The sequence below is a fragment of the Bombella mellum genome, from assembly GCF_014048465.1.
In the GTDB taxonomy this organism is placed as follows: Bacteria; Pseudomonadota; Alphaproteobacteria; order Acetobacterales; family Acetobacteraceae; genus Bombella; species Bombella mellum.
This window is the reverse complement of the sequence record NZ_PDLY01000002.1, coordinates 12,843-36,267: the sequence shown is the minus strand read 5'-3', so window position 1 is coordinate 36,267 and position 23,425 is coordinate 12,843. Positions and strand designations below refer to the sequence as shown.

General features: G+C 51.4%; 20 protein-coding genes and 1 tRNA gene. 12 read left to right on the top strand and 9 right to left on the bottom strand.

Annotated elements, in window-relative coordinates:
• Window positions 1–57: 57 nt before the first annotated feature.
• Entirely contained in the window at window positions 58–282 is a 225-nt protein-coding gene (locus CPA56_RS03250; RefSeq protein WP_182040626.1) for a DUF3126 family protein, read from the bottom strand.
• Between the two features lie 139 nt (window positions 283–421).
• Here CPA56_RS03250 and CPA56_RS03245 point away from each other — a divergent pair, with 139 nt between their 5' ends.
• On the top strand, window positions 422–1,129 hold the full coding sequence (locus CPA56_RS03245; protein ID WP_229707361.1) for a hypothetical protein: 708 nt from the start codon (window positions 422–424) through the stop codon (window positions 1,127–1,129).
• 54 nt (window positions 1,130–1,183) lie between these two features.
• Here the strand turns inward: CPA56_RS03245 and CPA56_RS03240 are convergent, their stop codons facing one another.
• From CPA56_RS03240 to CPA56_RS03225, 4 genes are read right to left on the bottom strand one after another with little or no spacing between them, the layout of a single operon-like run.
• Window positions 1,184–1,879, bottom strand: a complete 696-nt coding sequence (locus CPA56_RS03240; protein WP_182040625.1) for a pyridoxine 5'-phosphate synthase — start codon at window positions 1,877–1,879, stop codon at window positions 1,184–1,186.
• Between the two features lie 19 nt (window positions 1,880–1,898).
• Window positions 1,899–2,903 (bottom strand): 4-hydroxythreonine-4-phosphate dehydrogenase PdxA, encoded by a 1,005-nt coding sequence (gene pdxA, locus CPA56_RS03235; protein WP_182040624.1) that lies wholly within the window; start codon window positions 2,901–2,903, stop codon window positions 1,899–1,901.
• A 20-nt stretch (window positions 2,904–2,923) separates the two neighbouring features.
• Entirely contained in the window at window positions 2,924–4,339 is a 1,416-nt protein-coding gene (locus CPA56_RS03230) for a M20/M25/M40 family metallo-hydrolase (protein WP_182040623.1), read from the bottom strand.
• Window positions 4,332–7,562 (bottom strand): glycosyltransferase family protein, encoded by a 3,231-nt coding sequence (locus CPA56_RS03225; protein ID WP_182040622.1) that lies wholly within the window; start codon window positions 7,560–7,562, stop codon window positions 4,332–4,334. Before CPA56_RS03225 ends, CPA56_RS03230 begins: the two co-directional genes overlap by 8 nt.
• Before the next feature lie 207 nt (window positions 7,563–7,769).
• On the opposite strand from CPA56_RS03225, the gene CPA56_RS03220 reads away from it, so the two are divergent.
• The 4 genes from CPA56_RS03220 (at window position 7,770) to CPA56_RS03205 (ending at window position 9,597) form a co-directional block, all read left to right on the top strand.
• A complete protein-coding gene (locus tag CPA56_RS03220) occupies window positions 7,770–8,102 on the top strand; it encodes a LapA family protein (RefSeq protein ID WP_182040621.1) in 333 nt (110 codons plus the stop codon).
• Between the two features lie 9 nt (window positions 8,103–8,111).
• Entirely contained in the window at window positions 8,112–8,831 is a 720-nt protein-coding gene (pyrF, locus tag CPA56_RS03215; protein ID WP_182040620.1) for an orotidine-5'-phosphate decarboxylase, read from the top strand.
• Window positions 8,828–9,481 carry a phosphoribosylanthranilate isomerase gene (locus CPA56_RS03210; RefSeq protein WP_182040619.1) on the top strand — a complete coding sequence of 218 codons (654 nt, stop codon included), beginning with the start codon at window positions 8,828–8,830 and terminating at the stop codon, window positions 9,479–9,481. Before pyrF ends, CPA56_RS03210 begins: the two co-directional genes overlap by 4 nt.
• A gap of 25 nt (window positions 9,482–9,506) precedes the next feature.
• Window positions 9,507–9,597: transfer RNA gene (locus CPA56_RS03205), tRNA-Ser, on the top strand.
• Between the two features lie 100 nt (window positions 9,598–9,697).
• On the opposite strand, the gene nfsB is transcribed toward CPA56_RS03205, so the two are convergent.
• Window positions 9,698–10,354 carry an oxygen-insensitive NAD(P)H nitroreductase gene (nfsB, locus tag CPA56_RS03200; protein WP_182040618.1) on the bottom strand — a complete coding sequence of 219 codons (657 nt, stop codon included), beginning with the start codon at window positions 10,352–10,354 and terminating at the stop codon, window positions 9,698–9,700.
• A gap of 322 nt (window positions 10,355–10,676) precedes the next feature.
• Here nfsB and bfr point away from each other — a divergent pair, with 322 nt between their 5' ends.
• Window positions 10,677–11,171: a bacterioferritin gene (gene bfr, locus CPA56_RS03195; protein ID WP_081563135.1), complete on the top strand. Its 495-nt coding sequence runs from the start codon at window positions 10,677–10,679 to the stop codon at window positions 11,169–11,171.
• 37 nt (window positions 11,172–11,208) lie between these two features.
• On the opposite strand, the gene CPA56_RS03190 is transcribed toward bfr, so the two are convergent.
• The gene (locus CPA56_RS03190; protein ID WP_154981458.1) at window positions 11,209–11,472 is read right to left on the bottom strand and encodes a (2Fe-2S)-binding protein; all 264 of its coding nucleotides are present in this window, start codon (window positions 11,470–11,472) and stop codon (window positions 11,209–11,211) included.
• Window positions 11,473–11,916: 444 nt separating this feature from the next.
• On the opposite strand from CPA56_RS03190, the gene CPA56_RS03185 reads away from it, so the two are divergent.
• Window positions 11,917–13,212, top strand: a complete 1,296-nt coding sequence (locus CPA56_RS03185; protein WP_154981459.1) for an MFS transporter — start codon at window positions 11,917–11,919, stop codon at window positions 13,210–13,212.
• Window positions 13,213–13,381: 169 nt separating this feature from the next.
• Window positions 13,382–14,134, top strand: coding sequence for a 2,3-diphosphoglycerate-dependent phosphoglycerate mutase (gene gpmA / locus CPA56_RS03180; protein ID WP_154981460.1), 753 nt, complete (start codon window positions 13,382–13,384; stop codon window positions 14,132–14,134).
• A gap of 67 nt (window positions 14,135–14,201) precedes the next feature.
• Here gpmA and CPA56_RS03175 read toward each other — a convergent pair whose 3' ends face one another.
• Window positions 14,202–15,572: an LTA synthase family protein gene (locus CPA56_RS03175; protein WP_182040617.1), complete on the bottom strand. Its 1,371-nt coding sequence runs from the start codon at window positions 15,570–15,572 to the stop codon at window positions 14,202–14,204.
• A 328-nt stretch (window positions 15,573–15,900) separates the two neighbouring features.
• On the opposite strand from CPA56_RS03175, the gene CPA56_RS03170 reads away from it, so the two are divergent.
• Genes CPA56_RS03170 through CPA56_RS03160 form a run of 3 tightly spaced genes read left to right on the top strand, consistent with a single transcriptional unit; the run spans window position 15,901 to window position 19,598 of the window.
• Window positions 15,901–17,022 carry a capsular polysaccharide export protein, LipB/KpsS family gene (locus tag CPA56_RS03170; RefSeq protein WP_154981462.1) on the top strand — a complete coding sequence of 374 codons (1,122 nt, stop codon included), beginning with the start codon at window positions 15,901–15,903 and terminating at the stop codon, window positions 17,020–17,022.
• Entirely contained in the window at window positions 17,015–18,364 is a 1,350-nt protein-coding gene (locus tag CPA56_RS03165) for a capsule biosynthesis protein (protein WP_182040616.1), read from the top strand. The genes CPA56_RS03170 and CPA56_RS03165 overlap by 8 nt, the downstream gene beginning before the upstream one ends.
• 4 nt (window positions 18,365–18,368) lie before the next feature.
• Window positions 18,369–19,598, top strand: a complete 1,230-nt coding sequence (locus CPA56_RS03160) for a glycosyltransferase family 4 protein (protein WP_182040615.1) — start codon at window positions 18,369–18,371, stop codon at window positions 19,596–19,598.
• On the opposite strand, the gene CPA56_RS03155 is transcribed toward CPA56_RS03160, so the two are convergent.
• Window positions 19,592–20,836 (bottom strand): glycosyltransferase family 4 protein, encoded by a 1,245-nt coding sequence (locus CPA56_RS03155; RefSeq protein ID WP_182040614.1) that lies wholly within the window; start codon window positions 20,834–20,836, stop codon window positions 19,592–19,594. The two genes, CPA56_RS03160 and CPA56_RS03155, sit on opposite strands and share 7 nt — an antisense overlap.
• Before the next feature lie 158 nt (window positions 20,837–20,994).
• Here CPA56_RS03155 and CPA56_RS03150 point away from each other — a divergent pair, with 158 nt between their 5' ends.
• Window positions 20,995–23,424 (top strand): glycosyltransferase, encoded by a 2,430-nt coding sequence (locus CPA56_RS03150; protein WP_182040613.1) that lies wholly within the window; start codon window positions 20,995–20,997, stop codon window positions 23,422–23,424.
• Window position 23,425: the final 1 nt, after the last annotated feature.

Below are 23,425 nucleotides of genomic sequence, written 5' to 3'. Positions count from 1 at the left end.
CAGACGGACAGCGTGTTTTCCCATCAAAAGATAAAGACGCTGCCCGTTCGGCTCCTCTCAGGCCGGAGGCAGGTCTTCCTCCAGCACGGTCATGTTGACGGCGTAAGAGACTTCGCCCTCATCCTCATCCCTGTACACGGTCCCGACAACCTCACCAGCCACTGCAATTTCCACGCTCATTCCCTTGCGGGGCGGAACTTCCACCGTCAGCTCAGGAGAACCGAGAAGACGCCGCAATGCCTTCTGCAAACGGTGAACTTCAGCAGCTGAAATATCGGCCATAGAGCAAACTCCTAAAAGGGAAAATCTTTCTCCTCTCTAACTCATTGGCCTTGAGACTAAAACCCATCTTTCTGATAGAAAGAAAAACATGGTAGAGCATCCCGGCACAGCCTCCTTTCTACCCTCTAATGGAGAGAGAATGACGTTTCGGAAAATCCTGTACCGGCTTACCTGCCTGCTACCCGTAGGCCTGTCCGCCTGCGGATACTGGGATGCCCTGGAGGCGCACCGGGCACAGTATGAAATGGTGGGCATGACGACCTATGACCTGCAGGCCTGTGCAGGAGCCCCCAACTCGACCAAGACACTGAGCAGCGACGTAGCCATATGGGAATATGACATCAGCCGCTCGGTCGCCACGATCAGCAGCACACAGGGTACATCCCTTTTCCCCATCAATATCCCCGATATCATCAACGGATATCAGCAGCTCTTTGGCAAACCCGGGTCAGCCTGCCGCATGCTCGTACGGATTGACCATGACCGCATCTCCGAGGTCCATTACGCTGGAGATGATGATGAATATATCGGTGAGGATGGCATCTGCTCCATGATCACCCGTGGCTGTGCACGGCAGCCTGAAGGAACAATGCGGGATGCTCCGGGCATCTGGCCGATGGGGCCTATCTCCGCCTTCCACTCCATGCCAACGGAAGAGCAACGGACGGATGCGACCTACTCCGACAAGTCTGGCAAGTTCGTTCCCAACTACGATCACAAGCGGGGGGAACCACTCATCCAGCCCGCTCCCAAGGATGGCTCCATCCCCAAGGTCCGCCGCAACAATGGGCTGATCAATCTCTATCAGGGCGACAACGGCCTCCCGATCATAAGCACATATCACTGAAAGACAGGCCGTCCCCTACGGGACGGCCTTCTTCCCATCCGCTTTCCTGACCGATCAGACCAGAAGGTCTTTCATCCTCCGGACTGAAGCTCCAAGCCCGACAAAAACGGCTTCGCCAATCAGGAAATGCCCTATGTTCAGTTCCTTCAGACCGGGCAATGCGGTAATGGGTGGTACGTTCTCATAGGTAAGGCCATGCCCTGCATGCAGCTCCAGCCCACACTCCGCCGCAACGTGCGCCGCTTCCTGAAGCCGTTCCAGCTCCCCCTGTCTGCCCAAGGCATAAGCCCCCGTGTGCAGTTCAATGACCGGCACTCCCAGAGACGCCGCCGCACGGATCGCTTCCGGCTCAGGGTCAATGAAGAGTGAAACCCGGATGCCTGCCTCAAGCAGACGGACCACCGGTGCCCTGAGGCTATCCTTCAGCCCCACCACATCCAGACCGCCTTCGGTTGTCAGTTCCTCCCGTCGCTCAGGCACGAGACAGCAGGCATGAGGCCTGAGTTCACAGGCCATACCCACCATTTCATCCGTTACGGCCATTTCGAAATTGAGAGGAGCCGACAGGGTGCGAAGCCGCCTGATATCATCATCCCGGATGTGACGTCGATCTTCACGCAGGTGCGCCGTGATTCCGTCCGCCCCGTGAGCCAGCGCAAGCTCGGCCGCCCTGACGGGATCAGGGTAACGCTCTCCTCGCGCATTCCGTAACGTCGCAACATGGTCAACATTGATACCAAGACGGATCATGGACCGTTCCTTTCCCTCTTCACGCAGTCTGCGCATCATGAGCGGCACGCCGACAGGCCATATCATGAGCCATGCCCAGCGCAGATAAAAGACTTGAAATATCAGCCTTTCCCTGCTCGCCCGGCCCAACCGCAATATCGAACGCCGTACCGTGGTCAGGTGACGTGCGAATGATGGGCAGACCAAGCGTAATATTGACGCCTCCCGCCATGTCCAGCGTCTTCACGGGGATCAGACCCTGATCATGATACAGACATACTGCCGCATCATAGCGGGGTCGGGCCGCCGCACTGAACATGGTATCCGGCGGCATGGGGCCAATGACTTCCAGCCCCTCCCTTTGCAGGATCTCGACAGCAGGACGGATGACCCGTATTTCCTCGTCCCCCATAATGCCATTCTCGCCTGCATGAGGATTGAGACCGGCGACCACCAGTCTGGGCTGGCTGATGCCAAAATCACGCCGCAGGGCAGCCGCCGTCAGACGGCTTACCGCCAGAATACGCTCGATCGACAGGCTTTCCACAGCCTGACGCAGGGACACATGGATGCTTGTCAGCGTCACCCTGAGTTCCGGGCAGGCCAACATCATGACTTCCTGCCCCACCGTACCACACAGGGCGGCCAGAAACTCCGTATGGCCCGGATACGGAAAACCGGCCTCCGCCAGAACATGCTTGGCGATGGGGTTCGTCACGACCGCTCCAGCATCCCCGGCCAGAACATGCCGCACGGCCTTTTCTATGCTGCCGACCACGGCTGACGCATTATGCAGCGATGGCCGACCGGGGTACACGGCCTCCGGACAGGACTGCACCTGCACGGGCAGGGATTCCGCAAAACAGGCTGCCGCTTCCGACGGATGCCGTATCACCCGATACGGAACATCTGGCCCCAGAAGAGCAGGATCACCTATCCAGAAAAAAGCACGACCACTCTCCCTGAGATGCTTCCAGACCCTCCACGTCAGCTCAGGTCCGATGCCAGCGGGATCGCCCATGGTCAGAGCGACAGGCAAGCTCATGTCACGATCCTGCATGATTCCTACCGGGCCAGAGCAGCCAGTATGCGCACCCAGGAACGTATTCCATGATGAAACGAATCAAGGCCATACTGCTCATTGGGAGAATGTATCCGGTCATCAGCCTGGGCAAACCCGATCATGAGAGCGTCCATTCCCAGAGCCTCACGCACTTCCTCAGCAACCGGAATGGAGCCACCGCACCCTGTCATCACGGCCTGCCGCCCCCACTCCTCACTCAGCGCAGACAGTGCGGCTGGCAGGCATTCACTATCTCGACTGACAGAGAAACCAGCCGACGCCCCATGAGACGTAAACGTCACATCAACATCTTCCGGCAGTGCTCTGCGAACATGAGCACGAAAAGTCTCCCGAATCTTCACCGGGTCCTGCCCCGGTACCAGCCGGAAGGACAGTTTGGCCGAAGCCCGTGACGGAATGACCGTCTTGAAACCGTCATCCTGATAGCCCCCCTTGAAACCGTTGACCTCAAAACTCGGCCGGCACCATGTCTGCTCGATGGCACTGAACCCCTGCTCCCCAGCGGCACGGGACAGACCAACCTCTCCCAGAAGGGCCGAATCATCGGGGTACAGCTCCCGCCACTGCTGCCGTGTCTGCTCATCTGGCAGACTCACACCATTATAAAATCCCGGCAGCGTGATGCGTCCTTTCTCATCTCTCAGGCTGCTTATGAGCTGGCAGAGCAGAAAGGCCGGATTGGCGGCCGCATTGCCGTACATGCCAGAATGCAGGTCCTGACTGGCCGCCACAAGCTCCACTTCCTCAGCCACCGTCCCACGCAGGGACGTCGTGATGGCCGGTGTCTTCCGGTCTGGCATCGCCGTATCACAGATCAGGGCAACATCAGCCCGCATTTCGTCCCTGTTCGCCTTGAGGAACGGCAGAAGATTCTCACCACCGGATTCCTCCTCACCCTCCAGGAGAAAACTAACGGCAACTGGGAGATCCCCATGGACCGCCTTCCAGGCACGGCAGGCCTCAATGAAGGTCATCACCTGTCCTTTATCATCGCTGGCCCCACGGGCCACGATGACCTTCCGTCCTGCCTCATCTTCCCGGATACAGGGCTCAAACGGATCAGTCTTCCAGAGCGCATCGGGGTCTGTCGGCTGAACATCATAATGACCATAGAAGAGGACGTGCCTCTGCCCGGACTTCACTTTGCCGACATTCCGCTCATCATGCCCCACCACCATGGGGTGCCCCGGCTCAGCCCATGACACCTCCCTCAGACCTGCCGAAAAACCCAGCTCCTGAAGCTCCCTGACCAGCCATCCGGCCGCCCTGCGACAGTCATCCCTGTGGCTCTTCTGCGTGGAAATACTGGGAATACGGAGCAGTGCCATGAGACGCTCCAAGGCCGCCTCCCGATTCCCGTCCACATACTGAAGAACCGCTTCCATCTTTTCAGTCATGTCTGGCCTCATCCTTCTGGTCCTGATTCTCCTGCGGAAGCATCACGCCAAGATGGGTCGGCAATGGCATGAACTCTTCCTCCGCCTCATCCCCTACTGACTCTCCCGTATCCGTCACTGGCTCCGACACTGCCTTCAGTGCAATTTTCAGAGGGGCTGGAGCAAAAACCCTACGGCGGCAGGCAACGTCTTCCTCCACGAAAGGACGCTCAACCCGATCCACGCCATCAAACAGTGACTCGATGAAACCGCCAAAAGCCGCATGGAGATGGCTGTCATCATGTGTCTGACACACGGCCGCATACGCATTATCCCTCAGTGTCATCCATAGGTCCCGGTCCTCATACAGACGGATCAGCTGCCCGGCGAACCTCTTGGGATCATTGAAACCACCATCCAGTGCCTCCCTGCCATCCTTCCAGCCCAGACGCTCGAGCTGGGGGCTGCTCAGTACGGCCGGAATCCCCTCTCCGGCGGCCTCAAGAATCTCGGTCGCCTGACGGGATGGAACCCGTGACGGCTCAGCAAGAACACGGCACTGCCGGAACATGACGGGCCATGTCTTCTTCCCGACCAGACCATCCAGAGTGGCGAGACGCTCATAGAAGCCAAGATCAACCACCGGATGATGATACCCCCCGATACCGACAGGTATGTCTTCACCAAAATGGCGTCTCATGTCCGGCATGACGGAAAGGCAGAGCCAGTCGAAACCATCATGCCCGGCGTCACCAGCCTGATGAATGGACAGAGGGAACAGAACACCCCTGCGACGTTCGAAATCATCCTCCGGAAGGAACGGCCTGGGCAGCACGGCATAAGGAAGGTGCCTGACATTGTCATACCCCAGACGGCGCAGAAGGTCCGTCTCCCTGGCATCTCCCGTGACGATACCCTGACAGAGCCATGCGTGTTCCAGCTCCTTCCGGGCATCCCTCATCAGGATTTCCGGCCTGTCCACCACGCCGACCAGCCGCCGCATATGTTCTTCGACAGCCCTGAGGCCCATGCCCTTCTGACTGACCGTATCCAGAACGATGGCTGCCTTCCGCAGGGTAAACTCTCCAGATGCCAGACACGGACCAATACGGGACAGGATCTCCGTTCCACCCAGCCAGAGTATCTTCAGCCCAGCCTGTCTCTCCCGCAGGAAAGCCGGAAAATCCCTGACGTCCCGTCGGCATTCAACATCCGCCGGATAATCATGAGGCACGACGAGCCTGTCCTCGCCCCCCCGATCCAGACCAACAACCAGAACACGCCATCCCAGCCAGCGGAACGCCTCGATCTGCTGCATGATCCTCCTGGTCGGACCACCCTCCTCAAGACGTGGCAGATGAGAAAAGACCATCATGACACCGGGACGTTCCTCAGCCACAACGGTATGACCACTTGGTACAATGGCCTGCTCCGAAAGAGACACGGGGAACAGACGTCGCATGGCCTCTTTTGCTCCATGTCCGCCCGCATAGGTCTCGACCGTGGCATGCAGCATTCTGGCCTGTACTGCAGGCCAGTAAGACAGAGTCTCACCCTGCACCCGCAACGCCATGGAAAAACAGGTGAAGAAAGGTTCTGCCACATGCCCGTCCAGATAAGCCAGAGCTTCCACCATGCCCTTGCGATGACAGAACAGCAGCCCACCCTGAACGGCATCCACGCTGCGCTGGAAACTGAGCGACTGCGAACGGGCCACATCTCCCTGCCCGCAGGACGTCACGCTGCCATCCCGCCAGACAGCACTCCCGGCTTCCAGAACCTTGTTCGTACTTGTCAGGATCCTGCCGGTGCCACCCGTCCTGTCTTTCATCATGGCCTGTATGGCCGAAGACAGGGCCATGGGCAGAAGCTGCATTCCCGCCTCGAGCAGAAGGACACGCTCTCCCAGCAGCATCGGAACAATCCTCTGCAACTGCTGGACGGGAGACAGAAGCTCATCACAGGTAAAATAACGCAGGCCCTCTACCGCCTGTTCAAGACGCTGCCGTGCCAAAGCGTTACCCGTGCTGGACACGATGACCTGCAGACCCGACAGACCCTGCGCCCGTAGTGAGGTCAGCGTCGCAATATCAAGCAGATAATTGCCCCGAGAAAACAGGACAACACTCAGCTGCACTGAAGCCCGTGATACGGGAGCAAACCGCAGAGGCTGGCGGAACAGTGAAGGAAGCCCCGCCTCAACTTTCCTCAGGGCCAGGGTATTGGCTGCCGTGACCGAGGACACGGACGCCTCATCCACCACCCTTCCTTCCTGCTGGAGAACCCAGAGCAGGAACGGATTATCCACATGAGCCTGATTCAGCACGTCAGGCAGATCCAGCGTGGAGATGAAGGCCTTCATGTCCAGAGCAGCGGACGGATTGCGCTGTTCCCCGATACCCGCCCGGACAAAATGGATGTACCCGTTGCGGAACAGCCCCTTGGCAACCGCATCTGCCACATCCGGATACTGCGTCAGGTAATAATCTTCATCAAAGTAAGGACTGGGACTGTAACGGGTCGGCTCCTCACAGGCCAGATAATGATGCAGGGGACCGATGAACTGGCCCGTTTCCAGAAGTTCCGCCACTTCAGGATACTTCTCAAGATACCAAGCAGGATCAAAATACCATGACGTCCTGACCGTCCCCATGGCAGGGTTTTCAAGAGACAGGTACTGAGAAAAGGCTCCCCGAGACGGATCGAACGGTATGTCCCGCCCCAGACACTCAAGGGTGAACAGCTCCGCATCAAAAAACACATGCGGAGACCTGAAGTCATGATCCCCGACACACAGGAAATGATCGTAGGCATTGACATAACCTGCATTCCGTATGGCTCTCAGACCATAATCGGCATTCTCCCTGAGATAATGCTCGGCAGAAAAAAGCCAGTGCCCTGCACAGCTCTGACAGCCCACATCCACATAATGCTGAAAGCCGCTCCGGAAGATGCCCTTGTCCTGCACGCTCCGCCGAACGTCAGGATAACTCTTCAGATACCATTCTTCATCAAAATACCGGTTGGGCGATGTGCCGTCGCTTCCCTCATCAGCCTGCCAGCCGGCAGTCAGGCTGGCATCATCCGGCACTGCTCCTGCCTCCTCCAGCTGCCGGGCATAGCGGCGACGGTACCAAGCAGCGTCAAACCCATACCAGAGAGGAGTCTTCGCCCGGTCATTGGCAATCGCCCCGAAAAAAGTCCCGTCCGTGCCCATACCGTTTCCACCAGCCCCTTCAACCATCAGGAAGACATATAAACATTTAATATCAGAGATCAGCCCTCTTAGGGAACGCACCGCTGCACTATATTCATCTGCTTCACATTAAAGCAGGGAACCTCGAGATGACAGGGCAGAGCAGTTCTTCTAAAATCCACCGGCACCGGGCGGCAGCCCCGTGTCTCTTCGTCCATCTTGTCCCCTGCTACGAGGCAGGATAGGTATAGCCCCATGATACGACTTCTGATTATTGTCCTTTTTCTGGCTTTTGCCGCCATTTTTGCCATGAGCAACCTGGATGACACGACCATCTGGCTGGCTTCATTTGGCTTCTCCATCAAGATGGGCAAGTTCATCGCCCTTCTTTCCGTACCTTCCCTCATACTGGGGCTGCTGCTCGGCCTGACGGGTGAGCTCCGCCAGCGGAGGCGTGCACGCAAGGCAGAATCACAACTTCGTGCATCCCAGAAGCAGCTGATCGACTTGCACCAGCGTCTGGACCAGCTCAAGGCCGACAACACGCCCCTCACACCGGAAGCAGCTCCGGCTGCTCCCCAGAAGTAAGACATCCCGATGTCTCTTCACCGTACCCGCCTCATCGCTGCGCTGGACACACCATCCTACGATCAGGCCTCGCACTGGGCCTCCGAACTGGAAGGCCGGGTGGATGCCATCAAGCTGGGTCTCGAGTTCACCTATGCCTGCGGTCTCGATGCCGTAAAAAAGCTCTCTGCGCGGCAGGAGCTTTTCCTGGACCTGAAGCTGCATGACATTCCCAATACGGTCGCTTCCGGCCTGAAGGCTCTCACCCCCATCCACCCGGCCCTGATGACCATTCATGCCCTCGGAGGGCCTGAAATGATCAGCCGTTCCCGGGCCGTGCTGGAGGAATCCTTCAGGGAGCAGGCAAAACGTCCTCGTCTTCTGGCCGTCACCGTGCTGACCAGCATGAGTGAAAAGTGCCTTGCTGAGGTTGGCATCAACGCCACGCCTCTGGAAGAAGTGGTGCGTCTGGGACGCATGGCCATCCGTGCTGGTGCGGATGGTCTGGTCTGCTCCGCACATGAGCTTGTCGCCCTGCGTGAGGCTCTGGGCGACGGGCCGGAGCTGATCGTTCCTGGCATCCGTCCTGCTGGCAGCAGCACGGATGACCAGAAACGCATCATGACCCCCTCCCAGGCAGCGCAGGCTGGGGCCGACTGGATCGTGGTGGGCCGGCCCATCACCCGTGCCGAGAACCCCGCCGCTGCCGCACAGGCCATTCAGGACGAACTGCGGGCCGTTACAGCGTGACGGTTTCAGTCAAGATATGCGGCCTGACCCGTACGGAAGACATGCAGACATGTGCTGCACTGGGCGTCCGCTGGGTCGGGCTGGTCTTTCATCCCGCTTCTCCCCGCTTTGTTGACACCACGCAAGCTGCAGCACTCCATGCCTCCATTCCATCCCCTACGAATGGAGGACCGCTCCGGGTCGGCCTGTTTGTCCGGCCCGACCATGAGCAGGTTGCTGCAACACTGGAGAGGGTACCACTCGACATACTTCAGCTCTACACGGATGAAGCCACGGCTCTTGCCCTGAAGGCCCAGACAGGACTGAAAGTCTGGCTGGCCCGTGGCATCTCACAGGAAGTGGATCTTCCCACCTCTGGGGCTCTGGATGGTTATGTCATTGAAGCCCCAGCCCGCAAGGGAGATACCCGCCCTGGTGGACTGGGGCGGACCTTTGACTGGACCCTGACAGGAAAATGGCAGGCTCCTTCCCCGTGGCTTCTGGCCGGCGGACTGACACCTGACAATGTGGCTAGTGCCATACAGACCAGCTGCGCCCCTGCCGTGGATGTCTCATCCGGTGTCGAAGAGCAACCCGGGATCAAGTCTGCCCTTCTCCTTGAAAAATTTGTGAAAAATTCTCAGAAAGGGTCTTGCGTTCATCAGAAATGATGATATTGTTCCCTCACTGCTCGACGGAGAGATGGCCGAGCGGCTTAAGGCGCACGCTTGGAAAGCGTGTGTACGTTAATAGCGTACCGAGGGTTCGAATCCCTCTCTCTCCGCCACTTTCCCGAAAAATTCTGAAGTAGTAGCTTCTGAAAGCTATGTCTCCTAGTGTTTCTTTCCTTACTGGAGAGGCAGACCCTCTCCAGTAAACGGAATCATTTACGCTTTCGAGAACAGCACTTCCGGTGCAAGGCGGGACTTCGGTGCCTTGGCATTCGCATCCCTATCAGAATGATAGCCCAGCGATACGAGCACCAGTGGCGTCAGCCCCTTCTCTTTCAGCCCGAACTCTTCAGAAAACGCCTCTGGCAGAAAACCTTCGATCGGTGTGGCGTCCACGCCAAGCAGCCCAGCAGAAAGAAGCAGAAAACCCTGCGCCAGATAAACCTGTTTCTGATTCCAGTGTGCCACGTCACCTGCATCGACATGCTGCTGGACATAACCAGCCCGGGCAGCAGCAAACCCTTCACGGGCTGCCTGGTCCGCATACCGACCGTCCTGCTCTTCCCTGTTCAGCACTTCCTCCAGATAGGAAGCCGGCAGCCCGTCACGGGCACAGAGAGCCACGACATGCGAGGCCTGCAGAATCTTGGACCGATTGTAGGCCAGAGAGCCACTATCCGGTGTCGCCTTGGCCATGCGTTGCTTGCCAGCCTCGTCATCCGCCACGATGAAATGCCAAGGCTGTGCATTCACGGAAGACGGACTGCAACGGAGGGCCTCCAGAAGCTGCTTGACCGTTTCCTCGGGGATGCGCCGTGCAGCGTCATACGCCTTGGTTGCATACCGTGTTCTCAGAGCCTGAAGAAGATCCATGACTTTCATTCCTTTTCAGTGAATCTATGTTCTATGGGTATCAAACAAAGAAACTCCGGTAAAGCGTCCCCGTCACGCAACCTCCAAAGAAAAATCTATCTCCATCAAAAGATGTGTAAATATTAAATAGAAAGCACAGGAATAGCCTACAGAATCATATCTTGAATTTGATAATCCTTTTCAACAACACATAATGATAATGATTATCAAATACGAATACATGGAAAGCATATTTTTTTATTGCATTCATATTCTTTGATCACTATACCCGGCTCCGTCGGATACAGTCCTACAGTTCAAAATTCATGAGATGGAGGCCAGAATGGCTGCTAAAGACCCGAAGGTCATCGAATATCTTAACGCTCAGCTGGCCAACGAGCTGACAGCAATCAACCAGTACTTCCTGCACTCCCGCACCCTGAACCACTGGGGCGTCACCAAGCTGGGCAAGAAAGAATACGAAGAATCCATCGAAGAAATGCGCCATGCCGACTGGCTGATCGAGCGCATCCTCTTCCTGGGTGGGCTGCCGAACCTCCAGCATCTGAACCCGCTCCACATTGGCGAGAACGTCAAGGAAATCCTGGAGTGCGACCTGAAAGTAGAGGCTCTGGCTCTGGAGAAGATCCGCGAAGGCATCGCCTACTGCGAGAGCGTGCGTGACTTCGTCTCCCGCGACCTGCTCTTCCGCATCCTTGCTGACGAGGAAGCCCATGAGGACTTCATCGACACCCAGCTGGACCTCATCAAGCAGATCGGTCTGGAACGTTACATCACTCTGAACTCAGAGAGTGCAGACCAGAACAGCGGTCACTGATAGCCATAAAGAGCTGTCTCTATGAGAGGAAGCCTCCCTACAGGGAGGCTTCTTTTTTTTGCATCATGTCATCATGACTGACAACCGGAACGGCCAGACTCTCCTCAATAGCCGTCGTGCCGGGACAGGGGCAGCTCTTCTGTCTGGCCTCCTTCAGAAGGCAGGCCACACCCTTCACGCAGTTCCCACATTTCACCCGACACTGACGTGCTGAATAAATCTCGGAGATCTTCACCACGCCCGCCTGGATGGCTGCATGTACGTCCCTGTCGGACAGTCCGTTGCACGAGCATATAATCATCAGGGTCCCGCCTCCACTATGACCTCGCTCAGACGCTAATGATAATGACATTCTTTCGCAACTAAAAAATTCCAGCGTCCTGCGCCGTCCCATCGCACATGTCATACTCATTCCGTAATGAATCTGAAAAATGGAAACATTCATCGGAGATAAAATAATCCATGAAAAGAAAGAAGAATTTCACTCCCAAAAATGGAACTGAAACCTTCAGGAACACCTCAAGAAGCGTAAAATTGAAAAAAAACCATTCTCATGATAGAAAGCATCTTCTTTCTCGTATGGGGCTTCATACAACCTGCCTTCTTCGTGGCATATAATAATACCCCCTGTACGAACGATCATTTAAAGGCCCGAGCACTCTCGTAGGGCCAACAATCATCTGCGAAGGCATGAAGGAACCTGAAAGCGTTTCTCCTCCTTCCAACCGCAAACGGAGAGATTCTCATGGCGAATGCGCCAGACACGAAACGCAGTCTTGTTGAAAAAATAGGCATACCGGGTGCCCTCTTCTGGGCCTTTGTCGGTCAGCTCCTCTTCATGGTCGGTGATGGCGTGGAGGCCGGCTATCTTGACACGTTCATGCTCCATACCGGTCATCCACAAAGCTTCGTCAACGAACTTTTCACGTTCTATGGAATCACCGTGATGATTGCCGCCTGGTTTGCCGGGCCGCTTTCAGACCTCATGGGCCCCAAGAAAGTCATGTGGATGGGACTGGTCCTCTGGGCGGTTCTGGAGGTTGGCTTCCTCATTTTCGGACTGACCCCCAACAACAGCACCTGGATACTGACCTTCTACGCTCTGCGTGGATTCGCCTACCCACTCTTCGCCTATGGCTTTCTGGTCTGGATCGCCGCTGCCACACCAACCTCCATGCTGGGAGCGGCCGCAGGCTGGTTCTGGTTCTCCTTCTCCGCCGGCCTGCCAACCCTTGGCTCCCAGTTTGCCCGTTTCGCCATCCCGGCCATCGGTGAGATCAATACCTTCTGGTGCGCTCTGGGCCTGGTCATCATCGGGGGGCTGATTGCCCTTCTCTTCACAAATGAGCCAACAGGGAACAGACGCCTGCTTCCCGCTGACGTGCCAGCCAGCCAGATTTTTCTGGGCTCCATCAGCATCATCTGGCGTGAACCGAAGACCCTCATCGCCGGTATCGTGCGGACAATCGACACGTCATCAGAATATGCCTTTCTGGCCATCATGCCTGGTTTCTTCGTCGATCATCTCGGCTTCACCCTAGGACAGTGGCTCAATCTGCTGTCGCTCATTTTCCTGAGCAACATCATCGTTAACCTGATCTCCGGCATGATTGCTGACAGGATCGGTTACCGCTTCGTCGTTGCGGCCTTTGGCGGCGTCGGGGGCTTCATCACCATTCCGCTCTTCTACTACGTTCCCCTCTGGTACCCGGGCAATTTTGCAGCCGCCGCCGTGGTGGGCATCCTCTACGGGGCATCCGTTGCCGCCTTCGTCCCTCTCTCCGGCCTCATGCCCCAGATATGCCCACGGGAAAAGGCAGCCGCCCTGTCCATCCTGGGCCTTGGTGCCGGGGCTTCCACATGGGTTGGTCCCGCCATCGTGTCACTCTGTGGCATGATCTTCGGCGTTGGAATGGCCTATGTCATCTGGGCCTTTGCCATCATCTATCTGCTCTCTGCCGGTCTGACGATGATGCTGACGGTCTCTCCGGAGGCCCGCCGCCACACGGAAGAACAGGAGAAACGCTCCGCCGTTTCATGAAGCTTCCCTGAAGCGACACAATCTACGGGCCGTTCCATTCAGGAACGGCCTTTTTCATAACGGCCATGCTCTCATGGAGGACATGAACCGGGAGAGGCCCCTTGCAGTTCAGGCTATAGTGGCGCAATCTCCCGATGTTACCAAAAGCTTATGTACTAAGGAGTTCATCATGGCCGTCACAAAGCTTGTTCTGGTCCGTCACGGCGAGAGCCAGTGGAATCAGGAAAACCGCTTCACCGGCTGGTACGACGTGGACCTGTCCGAAAAAGGACGCAGCGAAGCCAAGGCTGCCGGCCAGCTGCTGCACAAGGAGGGCTACTCCTTCGACTACGCCTATACCTCCGTCCTGAAGCGTGCCATCCACACGCTCTGGAACATCCTGGACGGTGTGGATCAGGCCTGGCTGCCTGTCGAGAAAAACTGGCGTCTGAACGAGCGTCATTATGGTGCTCTCCAGGGCCTCAACAAGGCCGAGACAGCCAAGAAATACGGTGACGAACAGGTCAAGCAGTGGCGTCGCGGCTTTGCCGTCACCCCCCCTGCTCTGGAACGCTCTGACGAACGCTTCCCTGGTCACGACCCCCGCTATTCTGCACTGACTGCTGACGAACTTCCTGTCACGGAAAGTCTCGCCCTTACCATTGAACGTGTGATCCCCTACTGGGAAAAGACCATCCTGCCCCGCATCAAGAAGGGTGAGAAAGTCATCATTGCCGCTCACGGCAATTCCCTGCGTGCTCTGGTGAAATATCTGGACAACATGACAGAGGATGAAATCCTGAACCTGAACATCCCGACAGGCGTGCCGCTGGTCTATGAGTTCGACGAGAACTTCAAACCGGTCAAGCACTACTATCTGGGAGATGCAGAAGAAATCGCCGCCAAGGCCGCTGCCGTCGCAAACCAGGGCAAAGCCAAGTAACGCCCTCCTTCTGCATGTGACAGAAAAAAGCACCTCCTCGTGAGGTGCTTTTTTCATGCCGCATATGTCAGGAACTGACGTGCCGCAGAATACTTCGATGAAGTTCAGCCGGTGTCACATCGACAGGTTCAGACGACACGTCCCTCCCTCTGGGGTCATTGGGGCGTAGCATGACATAGGGGGTACTTCTCTCCAAGCCCTCAATAGGTGGCAGGGCTTTCAAGGCTGGCCGGTGATCTCCGAAGAACACGAGAAGAACGTCTCGGCCACTTTCCCTGATACCTGTCACAAGTTTATCCAGCATGGCATCACTGTGCCGGACATGTTCATACCAAGCCTCTTCACCACTGACCCTGCCCAGCCGCCCTTTTTTCCACGGGCCATGATTTTCAATAGTGACACAATAGGCCAGAGACCGTTCATTCTCCGTCAGATGTTTCAGAAGGCAATCTGCCACGGCATCATCACTCACATATGGCCCAACTCTGTCATCATCGGAGAAGCTCTCCCGGCTGACAATATCGGTAAACCCCCATAGGGGCATCATCCGGTCCCGCCCGTAAAAACGGATGTCATAGGGATGCAGGAATAGAGCCTTCTCATAGAACTGCTTCAGCCGGTGTGGCAGGGCATGAGACGGTGACTGGTCTGCTGTCAGGAACGGATCAAACAGGCGATAGGACAGACACTCTTCATCATCTCCACAGAGAACGCCATATTCGCTGCGCATCGTGTAAGCGCCCAACCCACTAGGCAGGAGCTTCCCCCACTGTATCGCTTCATTCTGATAGTGCGTCAGAGCAGGCAGGCTGTTCCAGACAGCATTCAATTCAGCAGGATCAGCAAATGACTCACACTGGACGATGATGACGGCGTCCGGCGCTCCCTGTGCCCGTGGCAAGGGCAGTCGTGGCGACAATGCTGGCAGGCTGCGGCACCGCACCGCATATGACATCAAAACAGGCAGCAGGCCGTGGTTATGGACATCATCCCACAGTGCAGGCGGTTCATCATTAATACGCCCCTCCCTAGTAACAAGCACCCACAATAAGATCGCAAAAATCACTGTACCAGCCAACCCTGCATAACGTGGAAGCATCGCTGCTGACGAAGCCCGTATCAGGAGATACACGAGAAATGCTCCTCCCGTGAGGGCAACAACCCTTAGAAATACTGGTATACCCTGAAGATAAAAACGTGGATGTCTTACAAAAGCACCCAGAAGAGAAAAGTCAGTAAAAACAAGAGGCTCATTCAAAAGCCTCAACTTGAGGTTTGAAGCTGTCACCAGAATCCCAAGAAGAACAGCACTGATCAGAAGAGAAATTGGAGTGGATCCTGTCAGAACAAGAAAGAAGCTACTTGAAAACAGGACAGGAATACTTCGTAAGAAGAAAAGCGAACGCCTCCGCAAAAAACGGACAGGACAAACGAACATGTCCATTCCTTCGCCTATTACGAAACCCACTCCAATCACTATCAATATGGACATTATACAAGTGAACATTACAGTTTCCAAAACTCCTCCACGAGATCAAGACAATATAGACAAAAAAAATATTGAGACCAGTTCTGTTTTCAAAAACATTAATATGAAAATTGTAAACATATCAAAGTAAATAATAATATAAATTTTTTGTTAAAATATTGCATATGAAATTAATGTATATTTTCCGACAATCTCTTTCCCAATATGCTTCTGCCTGATAATAGGTTCCTAAACTTTTCAACTCTACAAGCTGACAGAAAAAGGCCTCAATTCTACCATGCCATCTTCCTTTTCCTCTTCCGGAATCAGGACAACAAAGAAAATTGTAGCCTGTAGCGGGATAGCATGGTGGAAACGGCGTCGCATCCGCTCCTTTCTAGATATCCACTCTTCCATCCGGTTCTTCTGTTTACCCCGGCGTGCCCTTCTTCATGCCAGAAAAAAAAATGGAGGGTTGGCTGTCTGGGCAAATCGGGTGACACCAGCCCTGAAGGCCAGAGCCGATGCCATGAATGTGCCCCTATATCTTATGGAAGATGGTTTCATCCGATCCATGGGTCTGGGAAGTGGCTTCCTCCCTCCCTGCTCCATAATCCTCGACAGCCAGGGGGCCTACGTTGATCCGTCCCACCCCAGTGACTTGGAGGATATGTTACAGAACGCCGAAATTACCCCGGCCCTCCGTCAACGAGCTGCCATACTTGTAGATCGCCTGCAGCAGCTGCACATTTCCAAATATGCCGCCACGACCTCTCAAGCACCCGTCATGAACCTGCCTGCTGACCGTCGTATCATTCTCGTTCCCGGACAGGTGGCAGGTGACCTCTCCGTCATACGAGGTGGCGGAAGAATTACGGACAACCTTTCCCTTCTAAAGGAAGTGCGCCGTCACAATTCTAAAGCTTGGATCATCTACCGCCCCCATCCCGACGTGGAAGCTGGTCATCGTGCTGGCCATTTGTCCGATCCCGTCATCCTATCATATGCCGACATGATCCACCGGGAAGGCAGCATGAGCCAGCTGCTTGAGAATATTGATGAAGTTCATACCCTGACGTCACTGACAGGCTTTGAAGCTCTGATCCGCCGTAAGAATGTAACAACTTACGGTGCCCCCTTTTATGCTGGCTGGGGACTGACGACACATCGAGGACCTTCTCTTCCCCGCCGAGAGCGGAAACTGGATATCACAGAGCTTGCAGCGGTAACTCTTATTCTGTATCCGATCTACGTCAGCCCGGAGACGGAACAACGCTGCGAGGTGGAAGAATTGATCGACTGTTTCGGTAATGCGTCTCTCTGGCAGCCTACATGCGCCATGAAGTTGCGGCAGAAACAAGGCCAGCTGCGCCGTTATTTCACACATCTAATTTCTTTACACCGGACGCCACATGCCTGACCACATTAAAACAACCCCAACCTGGAAAAACTTTTCATCCAAAGGCGACGCTCATCTTTTCGAAGACCCAGCCCTGACAGAAGCCGGAACACTGGTCCCTGCTTCTCTCGAACAGCCACCAAAAACAAAAAGGCACTTTCTCCTTCTCCAAGGCCTCATGGGTCCCTTTTTCCAGCGGATTGGTCACGCTCTAAAACAACGCGGTCACAAAGTATGGAAAATCAACTTCAACGGTGGTGACGAACTGTTCTGGCGCCTTAGCGGCGGCATAGCCTTCCGGAATAACTACGGCACTTGGCCTACCTTTTTTGGCAACGTACTCCAAAAGCACGCCATTACGGATGTTCTGCTATTTGGTGACTGCCGGGAACTCCATCGTCAGGCCATTCTCATCTGCCGTGAAATAGGCATCGCTGTTCATGTATTCGAGGAAGGTTATATTCGTCCGGACTGGGTGACGCTGGAACTGGGGGGTGTCAATGGCAACTCCAACCTCCCCAAGGACCCCGACTGGTATTACCGGAAGGCCAGCAAACTTCCTCCCATTGCACCTCACGAATCCGTTCCATCATCCTTTCAGCGGCGTGCGCTGGAAGGAATTGCCTATAATGCCGCAACCATCCTGATGAAATGGCGTTTCCCTCACTGGACGGATTATCGTCCTTGGCCACCGCTCGTTGAAGGTGTGGGCTGGCTGCGGCGTCTGACCAAGCGCAGAAAGGCACGGGAGCGTAGTCAAGCTCTCATCCAGTGGCTGATAGAGGGCCCCAAACCATACATGCTTTTACCTCTTCAGCTGGATGCGGATGCTCAGTTACGCCTTCATTCGTCTTATTCCGGTGTTGCAGAGGTCATCACGGAGGTTCTCGTTTCTTTTGCGCAACATGCTCCTCTTGGAATGCGCCTTGTAATAAAGGAACACCCCCTCGATAACGGCGTCCAGGATTGGAAGAAACTGGTGAAACGTCTTGCTGCTTCGCATGGTGTCAGTAACAGGGTAGATTACGTCGAACTCGGCGATATTGCCCTACTTGTACAGCATGCCCGTGGCGTGGTGACTGTCAACAGTACCACGGGCACACTGGCCCTCGCATGTAATGTTCCAGTACTGACATTAGGGCAGGCCATCTACGATATGCCCGGCCTGACATATCAATCATCCTTGGAAAATTTTTGGCTTTCCCCTCAACAACCAGACCCAGTCATTTTTGCAGCCTTCCGACGTGTTTTGATTGATCAATGCTTAATTCCTGGTGGCTTCTTCTCTGAAGAAGGTTTGGAAAAACTGACACGCAGCACTATCTTCAGATTGGAGAAATATGTGGGTACCGCAGAGAGTTAGAAAAATGAAAAAAGAATATTGCTTCATCCTTGATATCTCCCGTTTACTTTCACGGGCAGGCCAGTCCGTACCAACAGGGATTGATCGCGTTGAACTGGCTTATGCAGAACATCTACTAACCCATTACGAGAAACAAACTCATTTTGTTAGCGCTACTTTTTATGGTCGAATCAATTTTTTACCACGCAAAAAAACAATATTCTTCATTCAACTCTTATTATCGGGCTGGAACTTTGGCAGTCATGCCAGTATTTCCAAATCGAAAAGATTATCAGTATATCTAAAAATTATATCTTCTATCAATTTTATATGTCCAAAAATTGAAAAAGTATCTTTTTATTTTTTACTATCGCATCATCACCTTACAAGAAGAGATAGTATACAAAAATTCATCCGTAATAGTAGTGCATATTTTATTCCTATGGTTCATGATATTATACCTATTGAGTACCCAGAATACTCACGCCCACGTGAAAAATTACGTCACAGAAAACGTATTGATACTGTTCTAGAACTTGCTAATGCCGTCATTGTACCCACCAATTATGTAAAAAAATCATTATCTTCTCTTCTTGACAAAGAAAGCAAACATAACGTCCCTATATGGAGTATTCCACATGGAGTTTATGAAAGAAAAACTCCTATCCCACACGAAGAAAATATAAGCATTAAAATTCATAAACCATATTTTGTTTACCTAAGCACAATTGAACCTCGAAAGAACCATCTTCTTTTACTGCATATATGGCGTAAGATGATTGAAGATCACGGGAAAGAATCTACCCCTCACCTTGTACTTGTTGGAAAACGTGGCTGGGAAAATGAAAATATTCTTGACCTCCTAGAACGATCACCAGCGCTCCAAGGTATAGTACATGAAAAGAGTCACTTATCAGACAGGGATGTTGTAACCCTTTTAAAACAATCTAACGGTCTTCTCTTCCCTAGCTTTAGTGAGGGCTACGGCCTTCCCCTCGCTGAAGCCATAAGTTTGTCGGTTCCATGTATTTGCTCTGATATTCCTGCATTACGAGAAGTTGGTAAAGATCTTCCATTTTATCTAGATCCCCTTGATGCCCTTAAATGGCGAGAAGTGATCTCTGATTTCGCTAGGAAAGGCCCTCTTTGGAAAAAACAAAAAGAAAGTTTAAAAAATTGGCAGCCTTTCCCTTGGAGCGATAGTATAGAAACCGCCATTTTTCTGTGCATCACATCAAATGAAAAATTTCAATGATCAAACTCGTTGACAATAGTCATAACAGCATCATTCCAATTTCTTTCAGGCTTCGATATAACTATTTTGCCCTCTTCTATATCTTTCAACCATATCGAAATACTTTCCGTTATTACAGTTTTATCAGTAACATTTTCAAAAAAAACAACTCCATTTTTGGCATGCGGTCTAAATACTGGTATATTCCGAGCCAGAACCGGCTTACCATAACTTAAAGCCTCTACAATCGGCAAACCATACCCTTCATCATACGAGGCCATGATCAACCCCCTACATTTCCTATAGAAATAATCGAGCTCTCCATCCTTCACATCAGAGAACCAGAATATTTTTTTATTATAAAGTTCATTCTTTTCCAAACAAGATATAACATTATCAACTTTCCATCCCTTTTTCCCTATAAGAACAAGATTAAAATCATTCCCCCTCTTAAAATCTCTCATATAAGAAGAATATGCCTCTATAATATCCAAGTGCCCTTTCCTAGGTTCAATAGTCCCCACCATGATTATGTAATTTTCATCAAATGAAAAATTAACTCTCTCTCTTGGAACTAAGATGCTTTCATCCTTTTTAAAAGAGAACCCCATATCTATCACAGAATAACGAAATCGATCACATAAGCCATATCTATCTTCAATAAGATTTCTCAATTCACTCTTGGTGTATTCCGAATTGCAAAAGAACCCCTCAGATAAAGAAACAATAACATCTAGCCATATCTTATAACGAACTACCATTCTCCTAGAAAACCATTTCGGAAAACGAATAGGTAATATGTCATGAATTAAAAACCAAAGTCTTCCTCCAGATTGACGAAATTCTTCAAGCTGCTTTCTATGTCGCCTTACTGTATCGAGAGAATAATCGAGACCTAAAAAAATATCCCCTCCCTTAGATTCAAATGGTGGTAACACAATACGCTCCTCAGATCCAATCCAATCAACACAGCGATATGGATTTTTACCAAAAGCACAAACAAAATAAACGCTCCATTGCGAGTTATCCATCAATTTCAGCAAATTAGCAATTTCTTTTACCACCCTTTGTATACCTGTTCCCGCATCATCCCTAATAATAACACTCACATCGACAAATATCCTTTTCTTTCCCTGCAAATATTTATTTTTTGAAATACTTTGTGACAAGGCCTTATCAACAACCCTACGAACACGTCTCTTTTTTGAATATAAAACATCATAAAGAATTAACCCAAGCACACGAACTGATATTGCCATGTGAAACCCTCCAACCTTAAAAGACATCCTAATAAAAAAAAAATTTACATACTTCAACAAAAAAACTTTCTGAAAGGTAGATTTTTCGATTGAAGTTATTTTATAGCTAAACTATATCACCAGTCACCTTCCTTGATATTCATGCTCGAGGTACCAATATGAGCTACACCGATTTTGATTTTTCCCGCAACGAGCAGTTGCCTATCCACAAAAATAAAAAATGCCACTGGGATATTGCAATTTCATGTTACGAGCCCCTTGATCTCGTTACGGGAGGGATAGGGACATATACGCGCATGCTGCTGGAATTGTTTAGCAGCTCACCGGCTACAAAAAACAAAAAAATTGCTTTTTTTTGCAGATTCATGTCTCATGAAATAAAAAGACAGTTAGCCTCTAACATTAAAGTATTTGAAATAGGTGATGACTGGCAGATATATCACAAGCGCGCAGAACGGGTTGGCAATGAACACGATTGGTATAGTTGGAATCTTTCTCATTATCTTTTAAGCTTGTCTCTTCAAGGACATAGTTTCGGTTTATTTGAATTTTCTGATTATGCTGTTGAGGCTTACTACCCTCTAAAGATGCATCGCGCTGGCTTGGTGAAAATCGATACAGTAGCCGTCAGATTGCACTCCCCTGAACTCATGTTATTCCGGGACAATTGCCTTCCTGGGCGTCATTATGATTTAAACCGTTTCACGCGCATGTCTCGTGAACTATTTTGCTACGAACATGCAGATATTGTCCTTTATGGCGCACCAGCCATGCTTGATCGAGTGCAACTCGAATGTAATCGCTTCGGCGTTGATATCCGCTCAAAATCCCGTCATATTGAGCATCCTTACCCCATATCTAAAATAGAAGCTGCCTCAAAAACGACTGTTAGCAACAATCGGACTGAAAAACACATACGGATAGCCTATGTTGGTAGAATGGAAATAAGAAAGGGTATTTTATTTTTCTTAGAAAAGATTTCACAATCTCCTCAACTTCTATCAATCATCGAAGACCTTGATATAGTATTTGAATTATTTGGAGCAGATTGTACAGATCAATACTATAATTCCGTTCAAAAACAGATACTTCGATTGCAACAGAATGATTCCCTTAGAGGGCGTATTGTCATTCATGGTTACATGTCACAGCAAGAACTTCATGAAGCAACCAAGAACGTAAATGGCTTTATTTTTCCTTCCATTTTTGAAAACTATCCTAACGCCCTACTAGAAATCCTGCACACTCCAAACCCAGTCCTTATAAGTTCAGCCGGAGGAATGCCTTACATTTCCCGTGATCTTCCCGGGATACACGTGTTCAATTATCAGAAAAATTTTGAGCATGATGTGAAAAAATTCTTTTGTTCAATCCGCCAATGTAACGACAGGCCTCGTCTCTATGACACGATGGCACAATATAATAACAAGAATCTCGTTAGTGAATATGTTTCTCTTTCTTCTAAGAAACGCATAAATAACTCCATCTTGCAAAAATTGAATGTTGATTTTGTAATTCCTTACTACAACGATTCAGAATATCTTTTCGAATGCCTTTCTAATATAAAAAAAATACTACAGCAAGGTGATAAAATATTTATCGTAGATGATGCCTCACGTAAGGAAGAGACACAAGCACTCCATAAAATAGTCGAAAATGTTTTCCCAGAAAAAATGAGGTCATGTGTCACTGTTAAGACCTTACAAAAAAATTCAGGCCCTTCTGTCGCTCGGAATACTGGGAGTCAACTGGGAAAAAATCCTCTCATACAATTTATTGATTCTGATGATGCATTGAACAGAACCGGTTTCTTAGTATCTAAAATTTACTTGGAGCGTAACCTTTGCGTTGATTTTACATATGGAATTCAAGACAACTACGGCTACCGGAATCATATATGGATGCCGCGCGATTCCAGCATCATGACTGCGCTAGATGAAAATTACACACATAGTGCCATTCTGATCAGAAGAAGTACTTTTGAAGAGGCAGGTGGATTCGATGATGAGCTGCGTTTACATTTTGAAGATTGGCAGTTTAACTGCAAACTAGCAATCGAAGGCTATAGAGGGGAAACTATCCCCTTCGTGACGCAACATTATCGAGTTCGCAATACATCCAGAACATATCTTAACCTAGGGTCTGAAAATTTCTCCCGTGAACAGGTTATTGATCGGACTTGTATAAATAGATCTGCAAAATCTACTCTTCTCGAAGGTGAGTTAATAGAGCTACTGGGTAAATACGCAAATATGATACATGGTCGCTGGAACGGAAAAGAAGAATCATTAAATACAGATCCATTTCAGCCTCTAAAAGAAAATTTAAGATTTTGCGATCTTTTAAATTTGGAAGGAAATGAATTTGTTCAAGGCGCATATGGCACCCTGTTAGGTCGCAGACCCGATGAGGAAGGCCTCAATTTTTATGCAAAAAAATTGAGAAGTGATCGTGATAAGTATGTAATAATCTCTGATATTATGCATTCGCAAGAATTTAAGAATAAAAATAAGCACCTTCCAAAGGAGTATTACAAAGCCATACGTTTCATAGGCTTGAAACGTAAAATTTTTTCCCAATGGCATTGAG